This is a genomic window from Acidovorax sp. FW305-C-20-28, assembly GCF_058783375.1.
Window position 1 is genome coordinate 50,462 of sequence record NZ_JBYSYM010000012.1, and the last position, 21,214, is coordinate 71,675.

Genomic DNA, 21,214 nt, shown 5'->3' on the forward strand with positions numbered 1-21,214 from the left:
GCGCGCACCGCCCTGGTGCGCCTCTTCTTGCCCGGCTCCGCTTTTGACCACCGACACCCTCATCCTGCTGGCCGCGCTGGCCCTTGTCCTGTTGCTGCTGGTGCTCGTGCTGCTGCGCCGCCCGCGCGTCGATCTGCCCCCTGAACTCGCGGCCCGCCTGCTGGCCCTGGAGCAGACGGCCCAGGCCACCCAGTTGGCCGTGGCGCGCAACGATGGGGCCATGGAGTCCCTGGCGCAGCAGATGCGCGGCTTCACGCAGACCACACAGGCCACGCTGGAAACGGTGCGCCATGCGGTGGACGAGCGCCTGGCCCAGGCCGTGGCCGAGTCGCGCACCGGCCGCGCCGAGCTGCTGGCAGCCTTTGGCGTGTTCGAGCAGCGGCTGGAACAGCGCATCGAAGGCCTGCAGCAGTCTGTCGCCGGCCGGCTCGAAGACAGCCGCAAGGCCCTGCTGCAGAACCTGGCCCAGGGCCAGGCCGATGCCGCCGTGGCGCGCAAGGAGCTGTCGGACACGCTCACCGGCTTTCGCGCCGAACTTACCAGCACCACGGCCGCGCTGGCGGCCGAAAGCGTCAAGTCGCGTGAGGCCATGGCCGAGAGCGGGGCGCTGTTCGAAAAGCGCATTCAGGAGCGCTTCGAGGCCCTGACCCTGGCCACGCGCACCACACTCGATTCGCTCAAGGGCGACATCCAGAGCCAACTGGGCACCATGTCCGGCGCGCTCAAGGACCAGCTCGAAGCCAACGGCCACCAGATCCGCAACCAATTCGCGGTGCTGCAGGATGCTGTCTCGCAGCAGCTCACTGGCATGCTGCAGGGCAGCCAGACCAATGCCGAGCAACTGCGCAATGCGCTCAACGAGCGCCTGGCCGCCATCCAGGCCGACAACTCCACCAAGCTCGAAGAGATGCGCCGCACGGTGGACGAGAAGCTGCACGCCACGCTGGAGCAGCGCCTGGGCGAATCCTTCAAGCTCGTGAGCGACCGGCTGGAGCAGGTGCACAAGGGCCTCGGGGAGATGCAGACCCTGGCCGGCAGCGTGGGCGACTTGAAGCGCGTGATGACCAACGTGAAGTCGCGTGGCACCTGGGGCGAAATGCAGCTCGGCGCCATCATCGAGAATGTGCTCACGCCCGACCAGTTCGCGCGCAACGTCAAGACCGTGCCAGGCAGCGACGACTTGGTGGAGTTCGCCATCCGCCTGCCCGGGCGCAGCGACGAGCACCCCGTGTGGCTGCCCATCGACTCCAAGTACCCGGTGGAGCAGTACCAGCGCCTGCTCGATGCGCACGACACGGCCGACAAGGGGCTCATCGCCTCGGCGGGCAATGCCTTCGAGGCCTCGATCAAGCTCGAAGCCAAGAAGATCTTCGGCAAGTACGTCTCGCCCCCGCACACCACCGACTTCGCGGTGCTCTACTTGCCCACCGAAGGCCTGTTCGCCGAGGTGATCCGCCGCCCCGGCCTGGTGGAGGCGCTGCAGAACGACTCGCGCGTGATGATCACCGGCCCGGCCAACCTGGCGGCCATGCTCAACAGCCTGCAGATGGGCTTCAAGACCCTGGCCATCGAGAAGCGCTCGTCCGAGGTGTGGAGCCTCCTGGGCATGGTCAAGACCGAGTTCGCCAAGTTCGGCGATGTGGTGGAGGCGACCAAGAAATCCATCGATTCGGCCGCCAAGCGCTTTGAGGAAGTGGGCGTGCGCACCCGAGCCATCCAGCGCCGGCTGCGCGACGTGCAGGACCTGCCCGCGCCCGATGCCAGCGGCGCCGTGCCCAAGCTCAGGCCGCCGATGTCGGCCGCCGACGCGCAGGACGAGCTGCTGTGAACGCCGCGCTGGCCCGCCTGATCGCCGGCCAGATCTGCGTGCACGCCTGCATGGCGGGCATGCGGCTGGCCGCTCCTCTGCTCGCGCTGCGCGAGGGCTACAGCGCCGCCGCAGTGGGCGTGCTGCTGGCGCTGTTCGCGCTCACGCAGGTGTTCCTGGCCTTGCCGGCGGGGCGCTATGCCGACCGCCATGGCCTCAAGCGCCCGGTGGGCTATGCGGTGGCCGTGGCCACCGCAGGCGCCGCCGCCGCGCTGGTGTTCCCGGTGTTCCCGGTGCTGTGCCTGGCGGCGCTGGCCACCGGCGGCGCCACGGGCGCGGCCACGATTGCGCTGCAGCGCCATGTGGGGCGCGCCGCGCACGATGCCACGGCGCTCAAGCAGGTGTTCAGCTGGCTGGCCATCGGGCCCGCCGTCTCCAACTTCCTCGGGCCGTTCTGCGCCGGTCTCATGATCGACCATGGTGGCGTCATCGCTGGTGACACCCAGGGCTACCGCGCCGCGTTCGCGCTCATGGCGCTGCTGCCGCTGGCCACCTGGTTCTGGGTGCGCAGCACCGAGGAGCTGCCCCCCGTGATCGCCGCGGCCGGGGGCCCGCCCCAGCGCGCCTGGGATCTGATGAACGAGGTGCCTTTTCGGCGCCTGCTCATCGTCAACTGGATCCTGTCCTCGTGCTGGGATGTGCACACCTTCGTCGTGCCGCTGATCGGGCACGAACGGGGGCTGTCGGCCTCGGTCATCGGCTCCATCCTGGGCGCCTTCGCGATTGCCGCGGCCCTCATCCGGGTGCTGATGCCCCTGGTGGCCGAGCACCTGCGCGAGCGCGTGGTGGTGGCCGTGGCCATGGTCGCCACGGCGCTGCTGTTCGCGGTCTATCCCGTGATGCCCACGGCGTTCACCATGGGCGTGTGCTCGGTGCTGCTGGGCTTTGCGCTCGGATCGGTGCAGCCCATGGTGATGAGCCTGCTGCACCAGATCACGCCGCCCCACCGCCATGGCGAGGCGCTGGGCCTGCGCCTCATGGCCATCAACGCATCGAGTGTGCTCATGCCCATGCTGTTCGGCAGCGCCGGTGCCGTGATCGGCGTGGGCGGGGTGTTCTGGGTGGTGGGCGCCGCCGTGGGGGCCGGGGCACGCATGGCCTGGAACATGGGCAAACCGGAAGGTGGCCACGGCCACTGATGCGGTGACCGGCGCGCGGGCGCCTGTTTGTAAAAATCCGCCTGCGCCGCCGAAATCGGAGTAGATTCCGGTAGCGTCTGCTCACATCGTTTGCAAAAAGCTGCAGGGCGGGCCCGTGTTCTCGGGCCGCCTGCGGTGTTTCTGTGGCCGTGTCGAGCCTGGACGCCCAACCCGCATGAGGAGACTTCCCATGGGTGTTTTTCGTCTTGCCCGCGGCGGTGCATGGCCGCTGGCCCTTTCATCCTGGCTGTGGCTCGCGCCCACGGGGATGGCGCAGGCCGATGCGCTGGTCGACCAGGCGAGTGCCCTGGTGCAGAGAGGTGCGGCACGCGAGGCCTTCGACCTGCTCGACCCGCAGGAAGCGGCGCGCGCTGGCGATCCGGCCTTCGATGCCGCCATGGGCCGTGCCGCGCATGCCGCCGGCCAGTACAGCCGTGCGGTGCTGGCCTGGGAACGCGTGGTGGCGGCGCGGCCGGACGATATGGAAGCCCAGGTGGCCCTGGCCCGCGCTCTCTACGCCGTGGGCGACCAGCGCGCGGTGCTGGCGCTGTCCGAGCGGGCGCGTGCACTGGGCATCCCGGTGGATGCTGCGCTCAGCATCGACCAGTTCCTCGTGTCCTACGACCGGGCCGCGGCCGACGGCGGCTCCAGCCTCAAGGGCTATGCCGAGCTGGCCTTGGGCCATGACTCCAACGTCAACGCCGGGCCGGCCTCGATGCTGCTGCCTTCGCCCGTGCCGGGCACGCCGGCCTGGACGCTGGCACCCTCGGCCCTGGCGCGCTCCTCGGATTTCCTGGCCGCGCTGGTGGCAGTGCGCGGGCGCTATGTGATGGACGCGCGCTGGTCGCTGGTGGGTGCGGCCGCCGGCACCCCGCGGCGCAATGAGGGTGGGGCGGGGGCCTTCGATTCCGACCAGTTCGACGCCAGTGCGGGCGTGGCCTGGCGCGCGGAGCGCCACGAACTGATCCTGCAAGGGCAGGGCTCCTACTATGCGCTCGACGGCACGCGCCTGCGCAGCATCGGCGGCGTGCTGGGCGAATGGATCTACCGGATCGACGGCTACCGGCAGTGGGGCAGCTTCCTGCAATCGGCGCGCCTGCACTACCCCACGCAGCCGCTGCGTGATGTGCAGCGCACGGTGGCAGGCACCTCCTATGCCCATGTGTTCCGCGACGGCAGCCTGGCCTATGCGGGCGTGCATGGTGGGCGTGAGGAACCCGATGCGGCTGGCGTGGACTACCTGGGCCACCGGCTGGTCGGCCTGCGGGCCGGTGGCCAATTGGCGCTGGCGCGCAACTGGGCCCTGTTCGCCAACCTGGATTGGGAGCGGCGCCGCTATGGCGCGCCCGACCCCTTCTTTGCCGTGGTGCGGCGCGACCGGCAGGTGAATGCCTCGCTGGGCGTGTCGTGGATCCCCGCCACGGCTTGGCGCGTCACGCCGCAGTGGACGGGCACGCACAACGACTCCACGCTGCCGGTTTCCGAATACCGGCGGCGCATTTGGTCCGTCACCGTACGCCGCGAATTCTGAACAAGGAAGAGGTGCATCCATGACGACCGAACCTCGCCTGTCTCGCATTGCGCTGCTCATGGCCATGGTGGCTGCGTGGCCGGCCTCCACACTCGCTGCTGCCGGGCTGGTGCAGTTCGCCACCGGCGAGGTCAGCCTGCGCCGGGGCGATGCCACGAGCAGCGTGGCCAAGGGCGCCGAAGTGGACACGGGCGATGTGCTGCTGACCGGCAGCGCCGGCCGCGCGCAGATCCGCTTCACCGACGGCGGCCTGGTGGCGCTGTACCCGGACTCGCAGTTCACCGTGACCCGGTATTCCGACAGCGGCGACGTGGCGCAGGACGGCTTTGCGGTGACCTTGCTGCGCGGCGGCATGCGGGCGATCACCGGCCTGATCGGCAAGCGCAACCCGGGCAGCTACAAGGTCACCACACCCACGGCGGTGGTCGGCATCCGCGGCTCGGCCTTCCTGGTGGGCTTCAATGCGCAGGGCCAGCTCACCGTGGCGGGTGAGCAGGACGAGATCGAGGTCTGCACCGAGGCCGGCTGCGTCGGCGTGAAGGCCGGCGAGTCGGTGCTGGTGCTCTCCAGCCAGAAGCTGCCGGTGTACACCAACACGCGTGCGCTGCTGCCCCTGCCGTTGCTGCCGCTGCCGCAGATGGCGGGTGACCAACTGGGGGGCGATGGGCACCGCACCAGCGTGTTCGTGATTCCGCCACCACCGCCGCCACCACCACCGGTGCATGTACCGCCGCCACCGCCCGTGGTGGACCCGGTCGTGCCCTTGCCACCTCCGCCTCCGCCACCGCCGCCTGCACCGGTTCCGGTGCCGCAACCACCGCCTCCGCCACCAGCGCCGGTGGGTCCGCCGATACCAGCACCGGGCCCGGCACCGGTGCCGACGCCGCCACCGGAGGTCGTGCCCCCGCCACCGCCCAGCACCGGCACGGTCACCACGACCACGCCCGGTGCCACGACGACACCGCCGACGACCACGCCACCCCGGCCGGTACCGCCGCCGCCGACCACGCCGATCTTCGTGCTGCCGCCCGGGGTGATCCTGCTGCCCCCGGCTCCGCCACCGATACGCTGAGGGCGCGGCGGCCCCAGGGCTGCTGCCGCTGGCGACATCCCTGGCAGGTGCAGCGGGATCAGATCTTGTAGAAAGCCTTGATCAGGTCCCAGGCTTCCTGGGGGTCATCGGTGTAGTGGAAGAGCTGGAGGTCCTGCGGCGAGATCGTGCCTTCTTCGACCAGCACGTCGAAGTTGACGAGCCGTTTCCAGTAGTCGGTGCCGAAGAGCACGATGGGCACGGGCTTGGCCTTGCCGGTCTGCACCAGGGTCAGCACCTCGAACAGCTCGTCCAGCGTGCCGAAGCCGCCGGGGAAGGCCACCAGCGCCTTGGCGCGCATCATGAAATGCATCTTGCGCAGCGCGAAGTAGTGGAACTTGTAGCACAGCGAGGGCGAGATGAAGCGGTTGCCGCTCTGCTCGTGCGGCAGGGCGATGTTCAGGCCCACGTTGAGCGCGCCCACATCGTGGGCGCCGCGGTTGGCGGCCTCCATGATGCCGGGGCCGCCGCCGGTGCACACGTAGATGCGGTCGGCCGGCGCATTGCGCTCGCTGTGCTCGGCCACCAGGCGGGCGAACTGGCGCGCCAGGTCGTAGTAGCGTGCATTGCGCACCGCCAGCCGGGCTTTGGCGATGGCGGCCTCGTCGCCCGCAGCCTCGGCGGCGGCCAGGAGTTCGGCCGCCTCGTCGGGGGCGACGAAACGCGCGCTGCCATAGACCACCACGGTGCTCTCGATGCCCTGCGCGGCTTGGCCGAGGTCGGGCTTGAGCATCTCCAGCTGGAAGCGGATGCCACGCGTCTCGCGGCGGAACAGGAACTCCGGGTCGGCGAACGCCAGGCGGTAGGCGTCGGCGTGCAGAGGGTTGCCGTTGGCGGCGTGGTTTTGCAGCTCTGCCCAGGCATCGGCCAGGCGGCTCTCGTTGAGTTGGGTGTTTGCGTCCATGGGCCCCATTGTGGCGCGGATTCCGGGCCGCGGCACCTGCCGGGTTGCCTGCGTCAGCCCAGTGCCAGCAGCCGGTCGATGCGCGGGCGCGGCAGGCCCAGCAGGCTGGGCGAGAGTGTGGCCAGCAGCGGGTAGTTGGCCTCTGCCGTCTGCTCGGTGAAGCTGTCGGCAAAGCGCTGTGCGGCCGGTGCCCCCTGGGCCGCGGCAGACCGATCGAGCACCTGGCCGGCTGCGGCCAGGCTGCGCTCGATCACGCTGCGGCTGTGCTGGCCCTGCTGCTCGGCGCGCAGGATCTGGGGGAGGGCCTGGCGCAGGCCCTCGGGCGTGTCGAGCTGCCAGCGTTCGGGGGCCAGCAGCGGGGTTTCGGGCTCGGTGCGGGCGCGCACGAACTGGCCGGTTGGAAAGCGCTTGCCTTCGCCCTTGACGCTGAGCTGGTCGCGCACGCGCGGCCATTCGGTTTCGGCCACGCTGAACTCGACATCGCCCTGGGCGCTGGGGTGGGCCCGGATGCCGGCCGGGGCCAGAGCCTGGTCCAGGCGCCGGGCCTGGGCTTCGGGGGGCAGGTCCGGGTCCAGGCGCACGCCCATGGCCTGGCGCTGCGTGCCGGTGAGGGAGAATGCCACGGTCTCGGCGCTGGCTGCTGCCAGGGTGCGGGAGTCCAGCCCGCGCAGGCGAAAGCGTTGTCGGGCCGGCGCCTCGGGGCTGTAGGTGAGCTGGCTGTCCAGGCGGTAGCCGCTGCGCTCGGGACGCGCCGCCCACAGCTGCGCCAGGCGCTTGTGCGCACCGTCGAGTGCGCTGGTGGTGGGCGCGCTGCCCGTGAGCTGGCGGCTGATCTGCCCCTTGAGCTGCTGCAACTGGCCCGACAGCTCATCGAGGAACGACAGCGCCTGCTGGGCGTTTGCCACGTTCTGGTTGAACTGCGGCGGGGCCACGCCCGCGCCGGGGCGCGGCAAGGTGAAATGGCTGGTAGGCAGCGGGGCCGGTGCAGGCCCGGCCGCTACGGGCTCAGGGCGCTGGGCAGGGCCGGCCGCCCCCACCCGGGTGGACAGGGCCGTGCTGTGGTCGGAGCCGGAGAGCGCTGGGAGCTGCATCAGATCAGGTCGAAAAGGGACAGCCCGCTGACCTTGCTGTAGGACTTCTGCGTGGCCTGCAGCGCCGTGCTGTAGGCGCTCAGGCGCGTGGCGGCCTCGCCGTAGTCGAGCTGGCCCAGCGTGATCATGGACTGCTGGTTGGCCACGCTGACGCTGCCATGGTTGCTGTCCAACGTGTCGAGGATGTTCTGCGCACCGCCCAGGCCGGCGATCTTGCCGTTGACGCTGCTCAGCGTGTCGTCCAGGCTTTGCAGGGCGGCCGCCACGACCGCGCGCGTGGCGGGGTTGTTGGCGCTCACACCCGGCACGCTCAGGGTGTTGACGGCGGTGTCCAGCTGGTTGAGCAGGTCGTCCATCTCGTCCAGGCTCACGTTGGCCGCCTGGGTGATGCCTTCACCCACCACCACCGCCTGCCGCGCCGTGTTGCCTGTGAACTGGTAGCGCGGCGAGGCGCCGGCACCGTTGTCGGTGATGGTCGGCGCATTCGTGAACGTGCCCGAAAACAGCGAGCGGCCTTCCTGATCCTTGCTGTTGGCGGTGTAGAACAGGCTGTCGCGCAGTGCGGCCAGCGAGCTTGACATGGCCTGCAGGTCCTCCGAGGCATTGGCGCCGTCGGCCGCCCAGACCATGAGGTCGCGCGCGTCCAGCATGTCCTTGACGGTGCTGCCGAGCGTGGTCTCGTTCTGGGTGAGGCGCGTCTTGAGCGCCGCGATGTTGTCGCGGTACTGGGTCAGCGTGGCCTCCTCGCGCACCATGCGCGACAGGCGCACGTTCGCCACGGGGTTGTCCGAGGGCAGCAGGTAGCGCTGGCCCGAGGCCATCTGCTTCATCACATGTTCCAGGCGCGCATTGGCGTTCTGCAAGGCCTGGTTCATCGTGGCGTGGTACTGGGTGCTGGAAATGCGCATGCCGGTTCCTGGGGGTGTCTCAGAGCATGGCCAGCGTGCTATCGAACAGCTCGTTGGACACGGCGATGACCTTCATGTTGGCCTGGTACATCTGCTGGTACTGCACGAGGTTGATGGCTTCCTCGTCCTCGTTGACGCCGCTGGTGGACTTCCAGTTGCTCTCGGCATAGGCGCGCACCGTCTCGGCCACCGACAGGGCGGTGCTGTTCTGCTGGCTGCTCGTGCCCAGGCGGCTTACCAGCTGGGTGTAGACATCGCCGAGCAGCACGGTGCCCAGGGAGGTGATGGTGGCCGGCTGGTTCTTGAGGTTGATGGCCTCGATCAGCTTGTCGCTGTTGCCCTGCAGGCCCGGGTTGGACGAAAAGCCCAGGTCCTGCTGCGTGATTGCCGGGTTGAGCGTGAGCATGGCGTTGGAGCTCGAGGCGTCGTACACGAACAAGGCCTTGCCGTTGACGGGCGCGGCCGCCGTGCTGTTCATCGCATAGCCGCTCTGGAACACGGCGTTGTACTGGGTCGCCACCTCGCGTGCCAGGTCGGAGATGGCGGTGCGCATGGGCGCCAGCGCCTGGCCCTCGAAATCGTTGAGGCCGCCGAGCTCGCCGCCCAGGTGGTCGTTGCGCACGCGGAAGGTCTCCTTGGCGAAGCCCACCTTGAGGCTCTGCGTGCCGCTGGCGTCGGTCTCGACCTCCAGCGTGCCCGCGATGGCGCCGGCCACCAGCGGCTGGCCGCTGCGCAGCGCCAGGTCGCGCGTGCCATCGGGCTGGTTCACCACCTGCAGGCCCACCAGGGCGGACAGGGCGTCGATCTTGTTGTCGCGCTCGTCCATCAGGCCCGAGGGGCTGGCACCGGTGGCCGAGGCGGCCGCGATCTTCTGGTTCAGCGCGGCGATATCGGCGCTCAGCGCATTCACCTGGGTGACTGTGGCCGTGCGCTGCTGGTTCACGGCGCTGCGCTGGCCGGCCAGCACCTGGTTGAGGTTGTTGAAGCGCTTGGCCAGGGCATCGGCCGCGCTGAGGACCTGCTGGCGCAGGGGGCTGGAGGTGGGCTCCACGCTGGCGGCATTGAGCGCGCTGTAGAAGCCGTCGAGCGCGGCGTTGATGCTGGCGCTGTCGTCGCCCATCACCTGTTCGAGCTGGGTCAGGTAGGGCTGGGTGGAGGCGTGCTGGCCCTGGTTGGAGGCGGCTTGCCACATCTGCAGGCTCTTGTAGTCGTCGCTGAAGCGGATCAGCGCGGGCGTGTTCACGCCATCGCCGGCCGCGAACGGGCCCGAGCGCGAGGGCTGGGCCGCGGTCAGCACCACGCCCTGGCGGGTGTAGCCCGCCGTCATGACATTGGCCACGTTCTGGCTGGTGACCGTGAGCGCGGTGCGCGCGGCGAGTGCGCCCGACAGCGCGTTGGTGAGCATGCTCATGAAAACAATCCCTGGAGAGTCCTAGGGCTTGAAGGCGGCAGCCGGCGCGGAAACATTAAGCGCCGCAGGCGTGGCCGGCGCAGAAGCCGGTGGCGGCAGCAGTTGCTGCAGCAGTGTGTTGGCGATGCCGAAGGCGCGCTGGCTGGCGAGCTGGTCGGCCACCAGGGTGTCGGCGTAGTCGAGCATGTCGTTGCGCCGCTGCTGGAACAGGCCGTCCTCGCCCGCGATCTCGCTGGCGCTCTTGCGCATCTGCTGCAGCATCTGCGAGATGAACAGGCCTTCGAAGCGCACGGCGGCCTGCTCGGCCCGGGCGCGGTACTGCGCGTCCGCGGCGGGCGCGATGGTGTCTCCCTGGGCCGGGGCCGGCTGCGGCGCAGCCTGGAAGTCGATGCGGTGGTCCATGTCAGATCACCACCAGTTCGCCATTGATCGCACCCGCCTGGTCCAGCGCCTGCAGAATGGCCATGATGTCGTCCGGCGTCGCACCGGTGCTGTTGATGGTGTCGATGATGGTTTGCAGCTTGGCGCTGGGCGGCCAGCGGAACATGCGGCTGTTGCCCTGCTCCACCTGCACGCGCGACTGCGGGGTGACCACGGTTTCGCCGCGGCCCAGCGAATTCGGCTGGCTGACCTGGGACGACTCGCTGATCACCACCTTGAGGCTGCCGTGCGAGACGGCTGCCGGGCGCACCGTGACACCCTGGGAGATGACCACGGTACCGGTCTTGGAATTGAAGATCACCTTGGGCACCTCGTCGCCCACGTCGACGTTCAGCGCCTGCAGGCGTGCCACGAAGGCCACGCGCTGCGTCGGGTTGGCGGGGGCCTGCACCTCGATGCTGGTGGCGTCGGTGGTCGTCGCGATGGAACCGAAGCGCCGGTTGATGGTGTCCACGATGTTGGTCGCGGTCTGGAAATTGGGGCGGCGCAGGCTCAGGCGCACGGTGGGGCGGGTGTCGAAGTCGGTCTCGATCTCGCGCTCGATGGTGGCGCCGTTGGGGATGCGGCCGGCCGTGGGGGTGTTCACCGTGACGCTGGAGCCGCTGGCCCCCTGGGCGCTGAGCCCGCCCACGACCACATTGCCCTGGGCCAGGGCATAGGTGTCGCCGTTGGCGGCACGCAGCGGCGCCAGCAGCAGCACGCCGCCGCGCAGGCTCTTGGCGTCGCCCAGCGAGGACACGTTCACGTCGATGGTCTGGCCCTTGCGATAGCCGGGCGGGAAGACGGCGCTGACCATCACGGTGGCGACGTTCTTGGTCTTGGCGGCATTGCTGCCCTCGGGCAGCTTCACGTCGAACTGCTTGAGCATGTTGGTCACCGACTGGCCCGCCGAGCGCACCTGGGTGCTGTCGCCCGAGCCCGCGAGCCCGACGACGATGCCGTAGCCGATCAGTTGGTTCTCGCGCACACCCTCGATCTGCACGAGGTTGCGCAGGTTCTGGGCCGGCAGCGCCGCCTGGGGCGCCAGGCCCAGGAGCAGGGTGGAGAGCAGGAGGAGGGGGCGGAGCATCGTCGTCATGGTGGGCAGTGGGGTCAGAAGGGCATCAGCGGGCTGTTGAAGAAGCGCGTGAGCCAGCCGGGCTGCTGGGTGTCGCCCAGGGCGCCGCGGCCCGAATAGGTGATGCGCGAGTTCGCGATGCGTTGCGAAGACAGGCGGTTGTCGGTGTCGATGTCGGCCACGCGCGCATAGCCACTCACGCGCACGAACTCCTCCCCGTTGTTCAGCGTGAGACTCTTCTCGCCGCGGATGTGCAGCAGGCCGTTGGGCAGGACCTCGTGCACCACCACGGTGATCGCGCCCTGCAGCGTGTTCTGCTGCGTGGCCGTGTTGCTGGCGTCGAACGAGCGCTGGGCGTCGGTGCCGATCTGGGTCTTGAGCGTCTGGTTCAGCAGCACGGGCGAGGCGATGGCGGCGCTGCTGTTCTTGCCCTGCGTGGTGCCCGAGCGCCGGTTGGCCTGGGTGGTTTCCTGCAGCACCACGGTGAGCACGTCGCCGGCGCGGATGGCGCGGCTGTCGGCCGTGAGCGTGGAGCTGTGCTCGGGCGAGAACACCCCGCCCGACTGGCCGCGCCGCACCACGGGCATGGTGACGAGCGGCTCTTCCAGCTCCACCTTGGGTCCGGTGGCCAGCGTCTCGCAGCCGGCCAGCAGCAGGCTGGCCAGCAGGGCGAGCAGGCCCATGGATGCACGGGCCGCCATCAGCGGGCCGCCTGGGCGAGGTTCTGCATCATCTCGTTGGCCGCCGAGAGCACCTTGGTGTTCATCTCGTAGGTGCGCTGGGTCGCGATCATGTCGACCATCTCCTCGACCACCTGCACGTTCGAGCCTTCGAGCGCGCCCTGCTTGAGCTTGCCGCGGCCTTCCTCGCCGGGCGCGCCTTCGTTGGGTGCACCGCTGGCCACGGTTTCCTGGTACAGGTTGTCGCCCAGTGCGAGCAGGCCCACGGGGTTGACGAAGTTGGCCAGCGTGAGCTGGCCCAGCGCGGTCGGCGTGGTGCTGCCGTTCACCGACACCTGTACGGTGCCGTTCTCGAGGATGGTCAGGCCGCTGGCGTTGGCGGGCACCGTGATCTCGGGGCGCAGCGCCAGGCCCTGGGCGTTCACCAGGCGGCCGTCGGCATTCACCGACAGCTGGCCGGCGCGCGTGTAGGCCGCTTCGCCGTTGGGCAGTTCGACCTGCAGAAAGCCGTTGCCGACGATGGCCACGTCGAGCGACTGGCCCGTAGTCTGCAGGTTGCCGGTGGTGAACACCTTCTGCGTGCCCACCAGGCGCGTGCCGCTGCCCAGCTGGATGCCCGATGCGGAGTTGCGGTTCTCGTCGATCTGCGCGCCCGGCTGCTTCTCGACCTGGTAGAACAGGTCTTCGAAGACCACGCGGTCGCGCTTGAAGCCCACGGTGTTGACGTTGGCGAGGTTGTTGGCGATGGCCTGGAGTTTGGCGTCCTGGGCCTGGACGCCGGTCTTGCTGACCCACAGGGCGGGATTCATGGGGGGCTCCTAGTCGAAAGAGGGGGTGAAAGGGGTTATTCGCGCAGCAGACGGTTGCCGTTGGCGGCCATGTCGTCGGCCACCTTGAACAGGCGCATGTGGACCTCGAAGTCGCGGCTCAGCCCCATGGAGGCGACCATCTCCTCGACGGCCGAGACATTGCTGCCTTCGAGGTGGGCGCCGCGCACGCGCACCGTGTCGTCGGCCGGCAGCGGCTGGCCGTCGCGGCTGACCACGAAGCCGGCGGTGTTCTTGGCCAGGGTGGCGGCTTCGGGCTTGACCAGCTTGAGCCGGTCCACGGGCTGCAGGTCGGCCTCGCCCTCGGGCTGCACCGACACCGTGCCGTTCTCGGAGATCGCCACGCGCACATGGGCCGGCAGCACGATGGGGCCGCCATCGCCGAGCACGGGCCGGCCGTTGAGCGTGAGGGCGCCGTTGGCGTCCACCACGAAGGCGCCGTTGCGCGTATAGCCCTCGCCAGCACCGCCATCGCCCAGGGCCACGGCGAAGAAGCCATCGCCCGAGATCGCGGCATCGAGGTCGCGCCCGGTGGCGGTCAGGGTGCCCGAGCGCGTGGACACGGCATTCGCCTGCAGCTCGGCCAGGTGGCGGGCGCTGTAGCCGTAGCCCTGCACGGACTGGCTGCGTGCCAGTTCCAGGTCGGCGCGAAAGCCGTTGGTTGCGGCATTGGCGAGGTTGTTCGCGCGCACCTGCTGCGCGTGCAGCGTGCGCTCGGCGCCGCTCATGGCGGAGTAGATCAGGGCGTCCATGGCGCGTCAGCCTCAGATGGCCTGCATCAGCGACTGCATCATCTCGTTCTCGGTCGAGATGACCTTGGTGTTGGCCTGGTAGTTGCGCTGCGAGGACATCAGGCTCACCAGCTCCGAGGTCATGTCCACGTTGGACTGCTCGATGGCGCCCACGGTGAGGTCACCGGTCATGCCCGTGCCGGGCGTGAAATACAGCGCGTTGCCCGAGCCGACCGAGGTGGTCCAGCTGGTGTCGCTCACGGCCGTGAGCGCGCTTTCGTTGGGGAAGGTGGCCAGCGCGATCTTGCCCACGCTCTGCTTCTGGCCGTTGCTGTACTGGGCCACGACGGAGCCGTCCTTGGCCAGCTCCACCCCCGTCAGCGTGCCCGAGGCATAGCCGTCGGTGGAGTTCACCGTGGTCGTCGTGTCGCCCGCGTACTGGGTGGTGCCGGCATAGTTGATGGTGATGTTCAGGTCCTGCGCCGCGGGCATCAGGGTGATCACCGGCACGGTGGCCGACGCCGGGCTGGTGAGCTGGCCGTCGGGGCCGAAGCTCAGGTTGGGCAGCGCCGCAGGAGCACCGCCGTCCACCGTGTAGTGCACATCGATCTGGCCCGGCGTGGCCGACTTGACGAAGTACTGCGTGACCGTGTGCTGGGCACCCAGCGAGTCGTACACCACGGAGACCATGGAGCTGTTGTAGGAGAGTGGGTCGGCCGGGGCGAAGGGCGCCACCGCGGGCACGGTCCAGTCGGACGAGAGGTTGCCCACGTACTTGATCTGCGTGCTGGCCTGGGCCGGCACCTGGCCCGTGGGCACGGTGATGTCGCCAAAAGCGCCCAGGGTGGTTGTGCCCGGCACCATGGGGTAGCCCTGGACCTTGCGGCCCGAGGCGTCCACCAGGGCGCCGTTCTTGTCGGTGGAGAAGATGCCCACGCGGGTGTAGAGCAGGGCACCTGCGCTGTCCTTGGTGACGAAGAAGCCCCGGCCCTGGATGCTGGCGTCCATGGCGCGGCCGGTGGTCAGCACGCCGCCGCCCACGTCGATGCTCTGCGTGAGCGAGCCGACCTGGGCACCGATGGGCTGGGTGCCCGCATACATCGAGGAGAAGTTGGCGCGGCTGGCCTTGAAGCCGAAGGTGCCGGAGTTGGCGATGTTGTTGCTGATGGTGTCCAGCGAGGTGTTGATGGCGTTGATACCGGACAGGGCAATTTCGAAGCTCATGGCGATTCCTTGGGGTTCAGGGGGTGGCGGTGGCGGGTTTGCCGTTGAACGCGGTGATGAGGCCCGGCTGGACCTGGTCGGCGCCGGCAACGGTCAGCAGGGCGCTGCCACTGCCCGTTAGGCGGACGTTGGTGAGCTCGCCGGTGACCTCGATGGCCGGGGTTTCCTGGGTGCTGGTCTCCACCTGCACGCCGTACTTGCCGGGAGCCAGGCCCAGTGCGGTGGGGTCGAGCGTGTACTTCACGTCGCCCGTGTTGTGCGTGCCCAGCTCCACGCGGTGCTTGGCACCATCGCTGCCGGTGACTACCAGCGTGGTCTGCGCGCTGTTGCTGTTCAGGTGGAAGCCTAGCGCAATGGGCTGGCCGTTCACGGCCAGGGTTTCGGTCTGCACGGTCACCGAGGAGCCGACCTGCGAGCCCAGGGTCAGCATCTGCGTGCTGGCCATGAGGCTGGCCGCGGTCGTGCCCTGCTCGGTGAGCTTCTGCAGCGCCTCCATCTGGCTCAGCTGGGTCAGCTGGCCCACGAATTCGCTCGGGTCGGTGGGCTCCAGCGGGTTCTGGTTGCGGATCTGGGCCACCAGCAGCTTGACGAACAGGTCGGAGACCGAGCCGCCGCCGCCCAGCGCGCTGGAGATGGCATTGCTGCCGGTCGCGCTACTGCCCTGGGTTGCCGAAGATGTCGAATTGGTTTCCATGGATCAGCCCTCTCCCAGGCGCAGCAGGGAGTTCTGCATGGCCTTGACGCGGCCCAGCACCTCCACATTGGTTTCAAAGGCGCGCGATGCCGACAGCATGTCGGTCATCTCGGCCACGGAGTTGACGTTCGAATAGAAAACCTCGCCGGAGGCGTTGGCCAGCGGGTTGCCGGGCTCGTAGACCTTGCGCGCTGGTTCAGTGCTCTCGATCACATCAAGCACCTGCACGCGGGCGCCGGCCACCTGGCCGTCCGCGCCGGGCTGGGCGATGGCCGAGAACACGGGCTTGCGCGCGCGGTAGACGCCGGCCTCGGTGCCCGCGGCCGACTGGGCATTGGCGAGGTTGCTGGAGATGGTGTTCATGCGCACGGTCTGGGCTGTCATGGCCGAGCCGGCGATCTGGGCGATGCTGCGAAAGGCCATGGCTTACTGCCCAGCGATGGCTTTGGCCAGGCCCTTGAGCTTCATGTTGGTGAAGGTCAGGCTGGTCTGGAAGTCGGATGCGTTCTGCGAGAACAGCGACTGCTCCACGCCGAGCTCGACGGTGTTGCCGTCCTGCGAGGGGTGGTTGGGCACACGGTAGAGCAGATCGCCGTCGCCCGTGTCGAGCGCGAGGGCCCCCTCGCCGGCCTGGCGCTGGCCCAGGGATGCGGCGAAGTCGATGTCGCGCGCCTGGTAGCCCGGCGTGCTCTCGTTGGCCAGGTTCGATGCGATGATTTTGGTACGATCCGCCCGCAACCGCAGGGCATCGGCGTGCACGCCCAAGGCCTTTTCAAAGTGAATTCCCATGTTGATCCTCTTCTTCTGATGTCCATCAAGAACGTTCATGGCCGCTGGTGGGCCGGGGCCGCATGTGCGGTGCTGCTGTGGGGGCCTTTGGCCTTGTCTGCCGCGCCCTTGTCGGCACCGGCGCAGCGCGTGGAAGCCGCGGCACGCCAGTGGCTGGCCGAGCAGGCCACGGTCAAGGGGCTGGTGGCACCCCAGTTCGAGCTCAGCCTGGTTGAACGCGGCGGCACCGCGCCGGCTGCGGCGTGCGCCCAGGCCGTGGCCGTGGAGGCCGTGGAAACGCGGTACCTGAGCCGCATGCGCTTTGCCGCCACCTGCCCGGGCAACGCGGGCTGGCAGCGCGAATGGATCGTGCGGGCCGAGGTGTCCGCGCTCGTGGTCGTGGCGGCCGCACCGGTGCAGGCCAACCGGGCCATGGCCGAGGCCGACCTGGCGCAGGAGCGGCGCACCCTGGTCGACATGGCCGACGCCTTGCCGTCGATCGATGCGGCCGTCGGCCAGGCCAGCACGCGTGCGCTGCGCAGCGGCCAGGTGGTGTCGCCGCGCTGGCTGGTCCAGCCCCTGCTGCTCAAGCGCGGAGACAGCGTGAGCATCGTCGCGCGCAACGGCCTCATCGAAGTCCAGGTGCCCGGCGAGGCGCTGGAGCCGGGCCGGCGCGACCAGGTCGTGCGCGTGCGCAACAGCGGCACGGGCAAGGTGATCCGCGCGCGCGTCGTCGAGGCGGGTGTGGTGGAACCGGAGAGCATGGGGCAGCAGTCCATGGGCGATCAGTCCCGCGACTGAATCTGTTCGGCCAGGCGCACGAGCTTGGCCGCGTAGCCCGGGTCGGTGGCGTAGCCGCCGCGCGCCAGACCCTGGGCGAAGGCCTGGGCGTCGGCGCCGGTATTGAGCGCGGCGCGGTAGCGCGGGCTGCCTTGCAGCAGGCGCGCATAGTCGCCAAAGGCGCTGGCGTAGTCGGGATAGCTGCGGAAGGACTCGGTCTTCTTGAGCGCCGTGCCGTCCTCGTACTCGGTGGTCAGGGCCTCGGCGCGCGCGCCCTGCCAGCCGCTCTGGGCCTTGAGGCCGAACAGGTTGTGGGTGTTCTGGCCTGTGGCGTCGCGCAGCGGCTGCTGGCCCCAGCCCGATTCCAGCGCTGCATGGGCCGACACCAGATCGGCCGAGACCCCCAGGGTCTGCGCCGCCTGCCGGGCCCAGGGGGCGATGCTGGCCAGGAACTCCTGCTGCTGTGCGCCCAGGGACGAGGGGGCGCTGCCCGCCACTGCCGGCGCCGAGGCCTGTGCGCGGTGCACCCAGGCTTCGGGGCGCATGGCGGGCAGGGCGTCACCGGGCCAGCCCTGCTCGATCACCCGCTGCACCTCGGCGTGGGCCTGGCGGAACACGGCCGCGAAGGGGCCGCCCTGGCCCAGGCCCTGCGCGGGCAGGGGCGGCGGCGCCACGGCGGGCATGGCGATGCGCGCCAGCGTGGTGTCAGGCCTGAGCATAGGTGTCTTCTTCCTTGCCGCGCAGCACGCGCTGCAGGATGGCCTGCTGGTCGGTCACCAGGCGGCCGTTGCGGCTGTTGCGCTCCTTGCAGTCGCGCACCAGCTGCTCCAGGGCCTGGCTGCGCGTACGGACCACGCCGCGCGTGGCGGGTGGCAGGCGCTCGATCAGGGCGTCCAGCGTGGCCGGGTTCTGCGGCGACAGCAGCTGCACGAGCAGCGCACTGCGGCGCTCGCGGCGCTGGTCCAGCTCGGCCACCAGGGCCAGGATGCGCTCGTTCAACTCCAGCAGGCCGGCGCTGTCGTGCCGCAGCGCGGCCGTGAACTGCTCCTGCAGCAGCGCCTGGAGGCTGCGGTAGCGCTGCAGGTCGGCGTCCATGTCGGCCACGAACTGTGGCAGAAGGCCGGGGCGGCTCATTCGCGCCCTCCGTGGTAGCGCGTGATCAGCCCCGCGAGCTTGCCGGCGTCGAAGCGGATCTCGCCGCGTGCCAGCGCATCGCGCACGGCGGCGACCTTGGCCTCGTCGATCTCGGGCAGGGCGCGCAGGGCAGACTGGGCCGCCTCGAGCACGCCCGAGGCGCGCGTGGGTTCATCGGGCGAAGCGGCGGCCTGCGCGGGGGCCGCGGCGCTGGTGTCTGCGACGGGCGCGGCGGCGGGCAGTGCGGTGATGCCGGTGGAGGTGATTTTCATGCGGGGGCCTCGGATTCTGGTTTCCATGGCGTTCAGCGGGCGCTCAGGGTTTCGCGCAGCGCCGTCAGGGACTCGCGGTTCGGCACGGTGGAGTCCACGCCGGGCAGCAGGGGCGTCACCGTTTCGGGGGCACCGAACATGGCCGCCATGTGACGTGCATGCTCGGTCGTGAGGACCAGCAGCTCGATGCGGCGGTTGGTGTCGGCCTTGGGGTCCTTGGTGTCGAAGGGCGCGCGGTCGGCCATGCCCACGGTCTGCAGCGTGGTGCCGGCGGGCATGCCGCCGGCCAGCAGGTGGTAGCGCGCCGCGATGGCGCGGTTGTTGGACAGCGTCCAGTTCGAGACCGGGCCCATGTCGCCGTCGGCGTAGGGCAGGGAGTCGGTGTGGCCCACGACGATGATCTGGTTTTCCATCTGCGCGAACACCGGGCCCATCTTGCGCAGCAGGCGCCTGAAGCGCTCGGTGGGGACCACGCTGCCGCGCTCGAACATGCCCTGCTTGTCGGTGTCGTGCAGCATCACGCGCAGGCCGAAGGGCGTGATGATGGCCTGCAGGTTGTTGGCCAGGCCGGCGTCCTCGCTCATGCGCATGAGGATGGCCGCCAACTGCCGCAGGTCGGCCGCCGTGTCGTAGCGCACCGGGGCCGCGCCGGGCTGCAGGCCCTGGCCGCCGTTGGTGAAGGCCTGGCGGGGCTGGCGCACCACGCCCTGCGCAGGCACGGGCTCGCGCGGGATCAGGCTGCCCTGGGCCGTGGTGAAGGTGTGGATCTTGTGGCCCGCACCTTCGTCGAACATCTTGCCGCCCGTGGTGCGCAGGATCTCTTCGCTGCGCTCGGCGTTGCGCGAGGCCAGCAGCCACAGTACCAGGAACAGGCACAGCAGGGCCAGGCAGAAGTCGGCGAAGGCCACCTTCCAGGCGCCCCCGTGGGCCTCGTCGTGCGCCTTGCGCGAGACGCGCTTGACGACGGTCGGGTGGTGGCCGTCGCCCTTGCCGGCCTTGCTGGCGTTGCCATCAGCTTGCACGGCGTTCTCCGGGCGTGCGGTCGGCGGCGTCCGCGTTCTGCATGTTGTCGATCCAGCTTTCGAGCAGTGCGAAGCTGGGCTTGATGTTCAGCTGTACGAGGCGGCGGCCGGCGTCGATGGCCAGCAGCGGCGGCTTGCCCGAGACATGGGTCACGAGCACCACCTTGACCGATTCCAGCGCCGCCAGCTCCTCGTGCACGATCTGTTTCATCATGTTCGCCAGCGGGTCGAACAGCGCATAGCAAAAGAAGATGCCGATGAAGGTGCCGACCATGGCCGCGGCCACCATCACCGCGATCTCGGCGGTGCCGGCGCCGTCGGCGACCGAGCTCATCGCCATCACGATGCCCAGCACCGCGGCCAGGATGCCGAAGCCCGGCATGGCTTCGGCGATCTTGCCCAGCGACTTGGCGGGCTGCGACAGCTCCTCGTAGATCGCCTCCAGCTCCTGCTCCAGCACACCCTCCAGCTCGTGGGCGTTGATCTTGCCCATGGCCATCAGGCGGAAGTTGTCGACGATGAAGTGCAGCAGCTTGGGCTCTTCGAGGATCAGGGGGTAGCGCTGAAACAGCTCGCTCTCGTGGGGCGCCTCGACGTGGGCGTCCAGGGCCTTGAGGCCTCCGGCAGCGGTCTGCAGCAGCTCGTACATCAAAAGCAGCAGCTGGCGCTGGAACTCCTCGCCGGGCTTCTTGCGGCCCACCACCTTCTTGAGCTGCAGCAGCATTTCCGAGAGCACATGCTTGGGGTTGCCCAGCACGATGGCCCCCAGGCCTGCACCCAGGATGATCAGCAGCTCCACCGGCTGCCAGATGACCTTGAAGCTGCCGCCGTGCAGCATGAAGCCGCCGAACACACAGCCTAGAACGATGATGATGCCGACAAGGGCTTGCATGGGATGGGTCTTCTGGGTGGGGGGTCAGGCGTCCTGCAGGAAGGCTTTCATCTTCCGCAGGGCGCCCTTGTTGATCTGGCACACGCGTGCGTCGGTGAGTTCGAGCACGGCGGCGATTTCCTTGAGGCTGAGATCGAACTCGTAGTACAGCTGGACCACGCGCTGCTCGCGTTCGTCCAGCGTGCCCAGGGCCTGCTCCAGGCTGCGGCGGTCCATCAAGGCCTCTTCGGGGCTCAGGCTGGCCGAAGGCATGTGGGTGAGTTCCTGCAGGATCTCGTCGAAGCTCACGAGCATCTCGGCGTTTTCCGCCAGGCGGTACTCCTGCAGCTCGGCGGCCGTGATGCTCAGCGCAGCCATGATGTCGCTGTCGCTGGGCGCACGGCCCAGGCGGCGCGTGAGGGCGCGCACGGCATCGCGCATGCGGTGGCTGTCCTGGCGCACGGAGCGCGGGCGCCAGTCCTGGCGGCGCAGCTCGTCGAGGATGGAGCCGCGGATGCGGATCGAGGCATAGGAGCCGAACTTCCCGTCGGGTGCCCCGCCATAGCGGCGCAGCGCGTCGAGCAGGCCCAGAAGGCCGATCTGTTCCATGTCCTCGCGGTCCACGGCCGCGCCGATCTGCGACGTCAGCTGGCGCACGATCCGCTTGACCAGCGGGGCGTAGGCCAGCAGATGGCGCTGCTCATCGGCGGCGCTGCAGGTGGCAGCGGCGCCGTGAACTTCGGCATAACCCATGTACATGTCCATGAGGCGG

24 protein-coding genes are annotated in these 21,214 nt (G+C 69.4%); 5 read left to right on the top strand and 19 right to left on the bottom strand.

The features are described from left to right. Positions 1 to 43 precede the first annotated feature (43 nt). The 4 genes from AC3WOH_RS15290 (at position 44) to AC3WOH_RS15305 (ending at position 5,609) form a co-directional block, all read left to right on the top strand. On the top strand, positions 44 to 1,828 hold the full coding sequence (locus tag AC3WOH_RS15290; protein WP_492230145.1) for a DNA recombination protein RmuC: 1,785 nt from the start codon (positions 44 to 46) through the stop codon (positions 1,826 to 1,828). Continuing rightward, positions 1,825 to 3,006, top strand: a complete 1,182-nt coding sequence (locus tag AC3WOH_RS15295) for an MFS transporter (protein ID WP_492230146.1) — start codon at positions 1,825 to 1,827, stop codon at positions 3,004 to 3,006. Before AC3WOH_RS15290 ends, AC3WOH_RS15295 begins: the two co-directional genes overlap by 4 nt. 190 nt (positions 3,007 to 3,196) lie before the next feature. Further along, positions 3,197 to 4,537 (top strand): porin family protein, encoded by a 1,341-nt coding sequence (locus AC3WOH_RS15300; RefSeq protein WP_492230147.1) that lies wholly within the window; start codon positions 3,197 to 3,199, stop codon positions 4,535 to 4,537. A gap of 19 nt (positions 4,538 to 4,556) precedes the next feature. Then, positions 4,557 to 5,609 carry a FecR family protein gene (locus AC3WOH_RS15305; protein ID WP_492230148.1) on the top strand — a complete coding sequence of 351 codons (1,053 nt, stop codon included), beginning with the start codon at positions 4,557 to 4,559 and terminating at the stop codon, positions 5,607 to 5,609. Positions 5,610 to 5,667: 58 nt separating this feature from the next. On the opposite strand, the gene AC3WOH_RS15310 is transcribed toward AC3WOH_RS15305, so the two are convergent. From AC3WOH_RS15310 to flgB, 13 genes are read right to left on the bottom strand one after another with little or no spacing between them, the layout of a single operon-like run. Continuing rightward, a complete protein-coding gene (locus AC3WOH_RS15310; RefSeq protein ID WP_492230149.1) occupies positions 5,668 to 6,531 on the bottom strand; it encodes an LOG family protein in 864 nt (287 codons plus the stop codon). Positions 6,532 to 6,584: 53 nt separating this feature from the next. Then, positions 6,585 to 7,622: a hypothetical protein gene (locus tag AC3WOH_RS15315; protein WP_492230150.1), complete on the bottom strand. Its 1,038-nt coding sequence runs from the start codon at positions 7,620 to 7,622 to the stop codon at positions 6,585 to 6,587. Continuing rightward, entirely contained in the window at positions 7,622 to 8,530 is a 909-nt protein-coding gene (gene flgL / locus AC3WOH_RS15320) for a flagellar hook-associated protein FlgL (RefSeq protein WP_492230151.1), read from the bottom strand. The genes AC3WOH_RS15315 and flgL overlap by 1 nt, the downstream gene beginning before the upstream one ends. Before the next feature lie 19 nt (positions 8,531 to 8,549). Next, a complete protein-coding gene (gene flgK, locus AC3WOH_RS15325) occupies positions 8,550 to 9,941 on the bottom strand; it encodes a flagellar hook-associated protein FlgK (RefSeq protein ID WP_492230152.1) in 1,392 nt (463 codons plus the stop codon). Positions 9,942 to 9,962: 21 nt separating this feature from the next. Further along, on the bottom strand, positions 9,963 to 10,343 hold the full coding sequence (locus tag AC3WOH_RS15330) for a rod-binding protein (RefSeq protein WP_492230153.1): 381 nt from the start codon (positions 10,341 to 10,343) through the stop codon (positions 9,963 to 9,965). 1 nt (position 10,344) lies between these two features. Continuing rightward, on the bottom strand, positions 10,345 to 11,451 hold the full coding sequence (locus tag AC3WOH_RS15335) for a flagellar basal body P-ring protein FlgI (RefSeq protein ID WP_492230257.1): 1,107 nt from the start codon (positions 11,449 to 11,451) through the stop codon (positions 10,345 to 10,347). Between the two features lie 23 nt (positions 11,452 to 11,474). After that, the gene (gene flgH / locus AC3WOH_RS15340) at positions 11,475 to 12,140 is read right to left on the bottom strand and encodes a flagellar basal body L-ring protein FlgH (protein WP_492230154.1); all 666 of its coding nucleotides are present in this window, start codon (positions 12,138 to 12,140) and stop codon (positions 11,475 to 11,477) included. After that, positions 12,140 to 12,928, bottom strand: coding sequence for a flagellar basal-body rod protein FlgG (gene flgG, locus AC3WOH_RS15345; RefSeq protein WP_492230155.1), 789 nt, complete (start codon positions 12,926 to 12,928; stop codon positions 12,140 to 12,142). The genes flgH and flgG overlap by 1 nt, the downstream gene beginning before the upstream one ends. 35 nt (positions 12,929 to 12,963) lie before the next feature. Beyond that, positions 12,964 to 13,698, bottom strand: a complete 735-nt coding sequence (locus tag AC3WOH_RS15350) for a flagellar basal body rod protein FlgF (RefSeq protein ID WP_492230156.1) — start codon at positions 13,696 to 13,698, stop codon at positions 12,964 to 12,966. Between the two features lie 12 nt (positions 13,699 to 13,710). Then, positions 13,711 to 14,901, bottom strand: a complete 1,191-nt coding sequence (locus tag AC3WOH_RS15355; RefSeq protein ID WP_492230157.1) for a flagellar hook protein FlgE — start codon at positions 14,899 to 14,901, stop codon at positions 13,711 to 13,713. 16 nt (positions 14,902 to 14,917) lie between these two features. Further along, a complete protein-coding gene (locus tag AC3WOH_RS15360; protein WP_492230158.1) occupies positions 14,918 to 15,595 on the bottom strand; it encodes a flagellar hook capping FlgD N-terminal domain-containing protein in 678 nt (225 codons plus the stop codon). Between the two features lie 3 nt (positions 15,596 to 15,598). Continuing rightward, a complete protein-coding gene (flgC, locus tag AC3WOH_RS15365; RefSeq protein ID WP_184862646.1) occupies positions 15,599 to 16,018 on the bottom strand; it encodes a flagellar basal body rod protein FlgC in 420 nt (139 codons plus the stop codon). A 3-nt stretch (positions 16,019 to 16,021) separates the two neighbouring features. Then, entirely contained in the window at positions 16,022 to 16,384 is a 363-nt protein-coding gene (gene flgB / locus AC3WOH_RS15370) for a flagellar basal body rod protein FlgB (RefSeq protein ID WP_492230159.1), read from the bottom strand. An 18-nt stretch (positions 16,385 to 16,402) separates the two neighbouring features. On the opposite strand from flgB, the gene flgA reads away from it, so the two are divergent. Then, positions 16,403 to 17,164: a flagellar basal body P-ring formation chaperone FlgA gene (gene flgA / locus AC3WOH_RS15375; protein WP_492230160.1), complete on the top strand. Its 762-nt coding sequence runs from the start codon at positions 16,403 to 16,405 to the stop codon at positions 17,162 to 17,164. On the opposite strand, the gene flgJ is transcribed toward flgA, so the two are convergent. From flgJ to fliA, 6 genes are read right to left on the bottom strand one after another with little or no spacing between them, the layout of a single operon-like run. Beyond that, the gene (gene flgJ / locus AC3WOH_RS15380) at positions 17,149 to 17,862 is read right to left on the bottom strand and encodes a flagellar assembly peptidoglycan hydrolase FlgJ (protein ID WP_492230161.1); all 714 of its coding nucleotides are present in this window, start codon (positions 17,860 to 17,862) and stop codon (positions 17,149 to 17,151) included. The genes flgA and flgJ overlap by 16 nt on opposite strands. Then, on the bottom strand, positions 17,849 to 18,277 hold the full coding sequence (locus AC3WOH_RS15385) for a flagellar protein FlgN (protein WP_492230162.1): 429 nt from the start codon (positions 18,275 to 18,277) through the stop codon (positions 17,849 to 17,851). The genes flgJ and AC3WOH_RS15385 overlap by 14 nt, the downstream gene beginning before the upstream one ends. After that, entirely contained in the window at positions 18,274 to 18,549 is a 276-nt protein-coding gene (gene flgM / locus AC3WOH_RS15390) for a flagellar biosynthesis anti-sigma factor FlgM (RefSeq protein ID WP_184862655.1), read from the bottom strand. The genes AC3WOH_RS15385 and flgM overlap by 4 nt, the downstream gene beginning before the upstream one ends. Positions 18,550 to 18,581: 32 nt before the next feature. Next, positions 18,582 to 19,571: a flagellar motor protein MotB gene (locus tag AC3WOH_RS15395; RefSeq protein WP_492230163.1), complete on the bottom strand. Its 990-nt coding sequence runs from the start codon at positions 19,569 to 19,571 to the stop codon at positions 18,582 to 18,584. Continuing rightward, complete coding sequence (gene motA / locus AC3WOH_RS15400; RefSeq protein WP_492230164.1) at positions 19,561 to 20,463, bottom strand: flagellar motor stator protein MotA; 903 nt, start codon at positions 20,461 to 20,463, stop codon at positions 19,561 to 19,563. Before motA ends, AC3WOH_RS15395 begins: the two co-directional genes overlap by 11 nt. Positions 20,464 to 20,487: 24 nt before the next feature. After that, entirely contained in the window at positions 20,488 to 21,207 is a 720-nt protein-coding gene (fliA, locus tag AC3WOH_RS15405; RefSeq protein ID WP_492230165.1) for an RNA polymerase sigma factor FliA, read from the bottom strand. Positions 21,208 to 21,214: the final 7 nt, after the last annotated feature.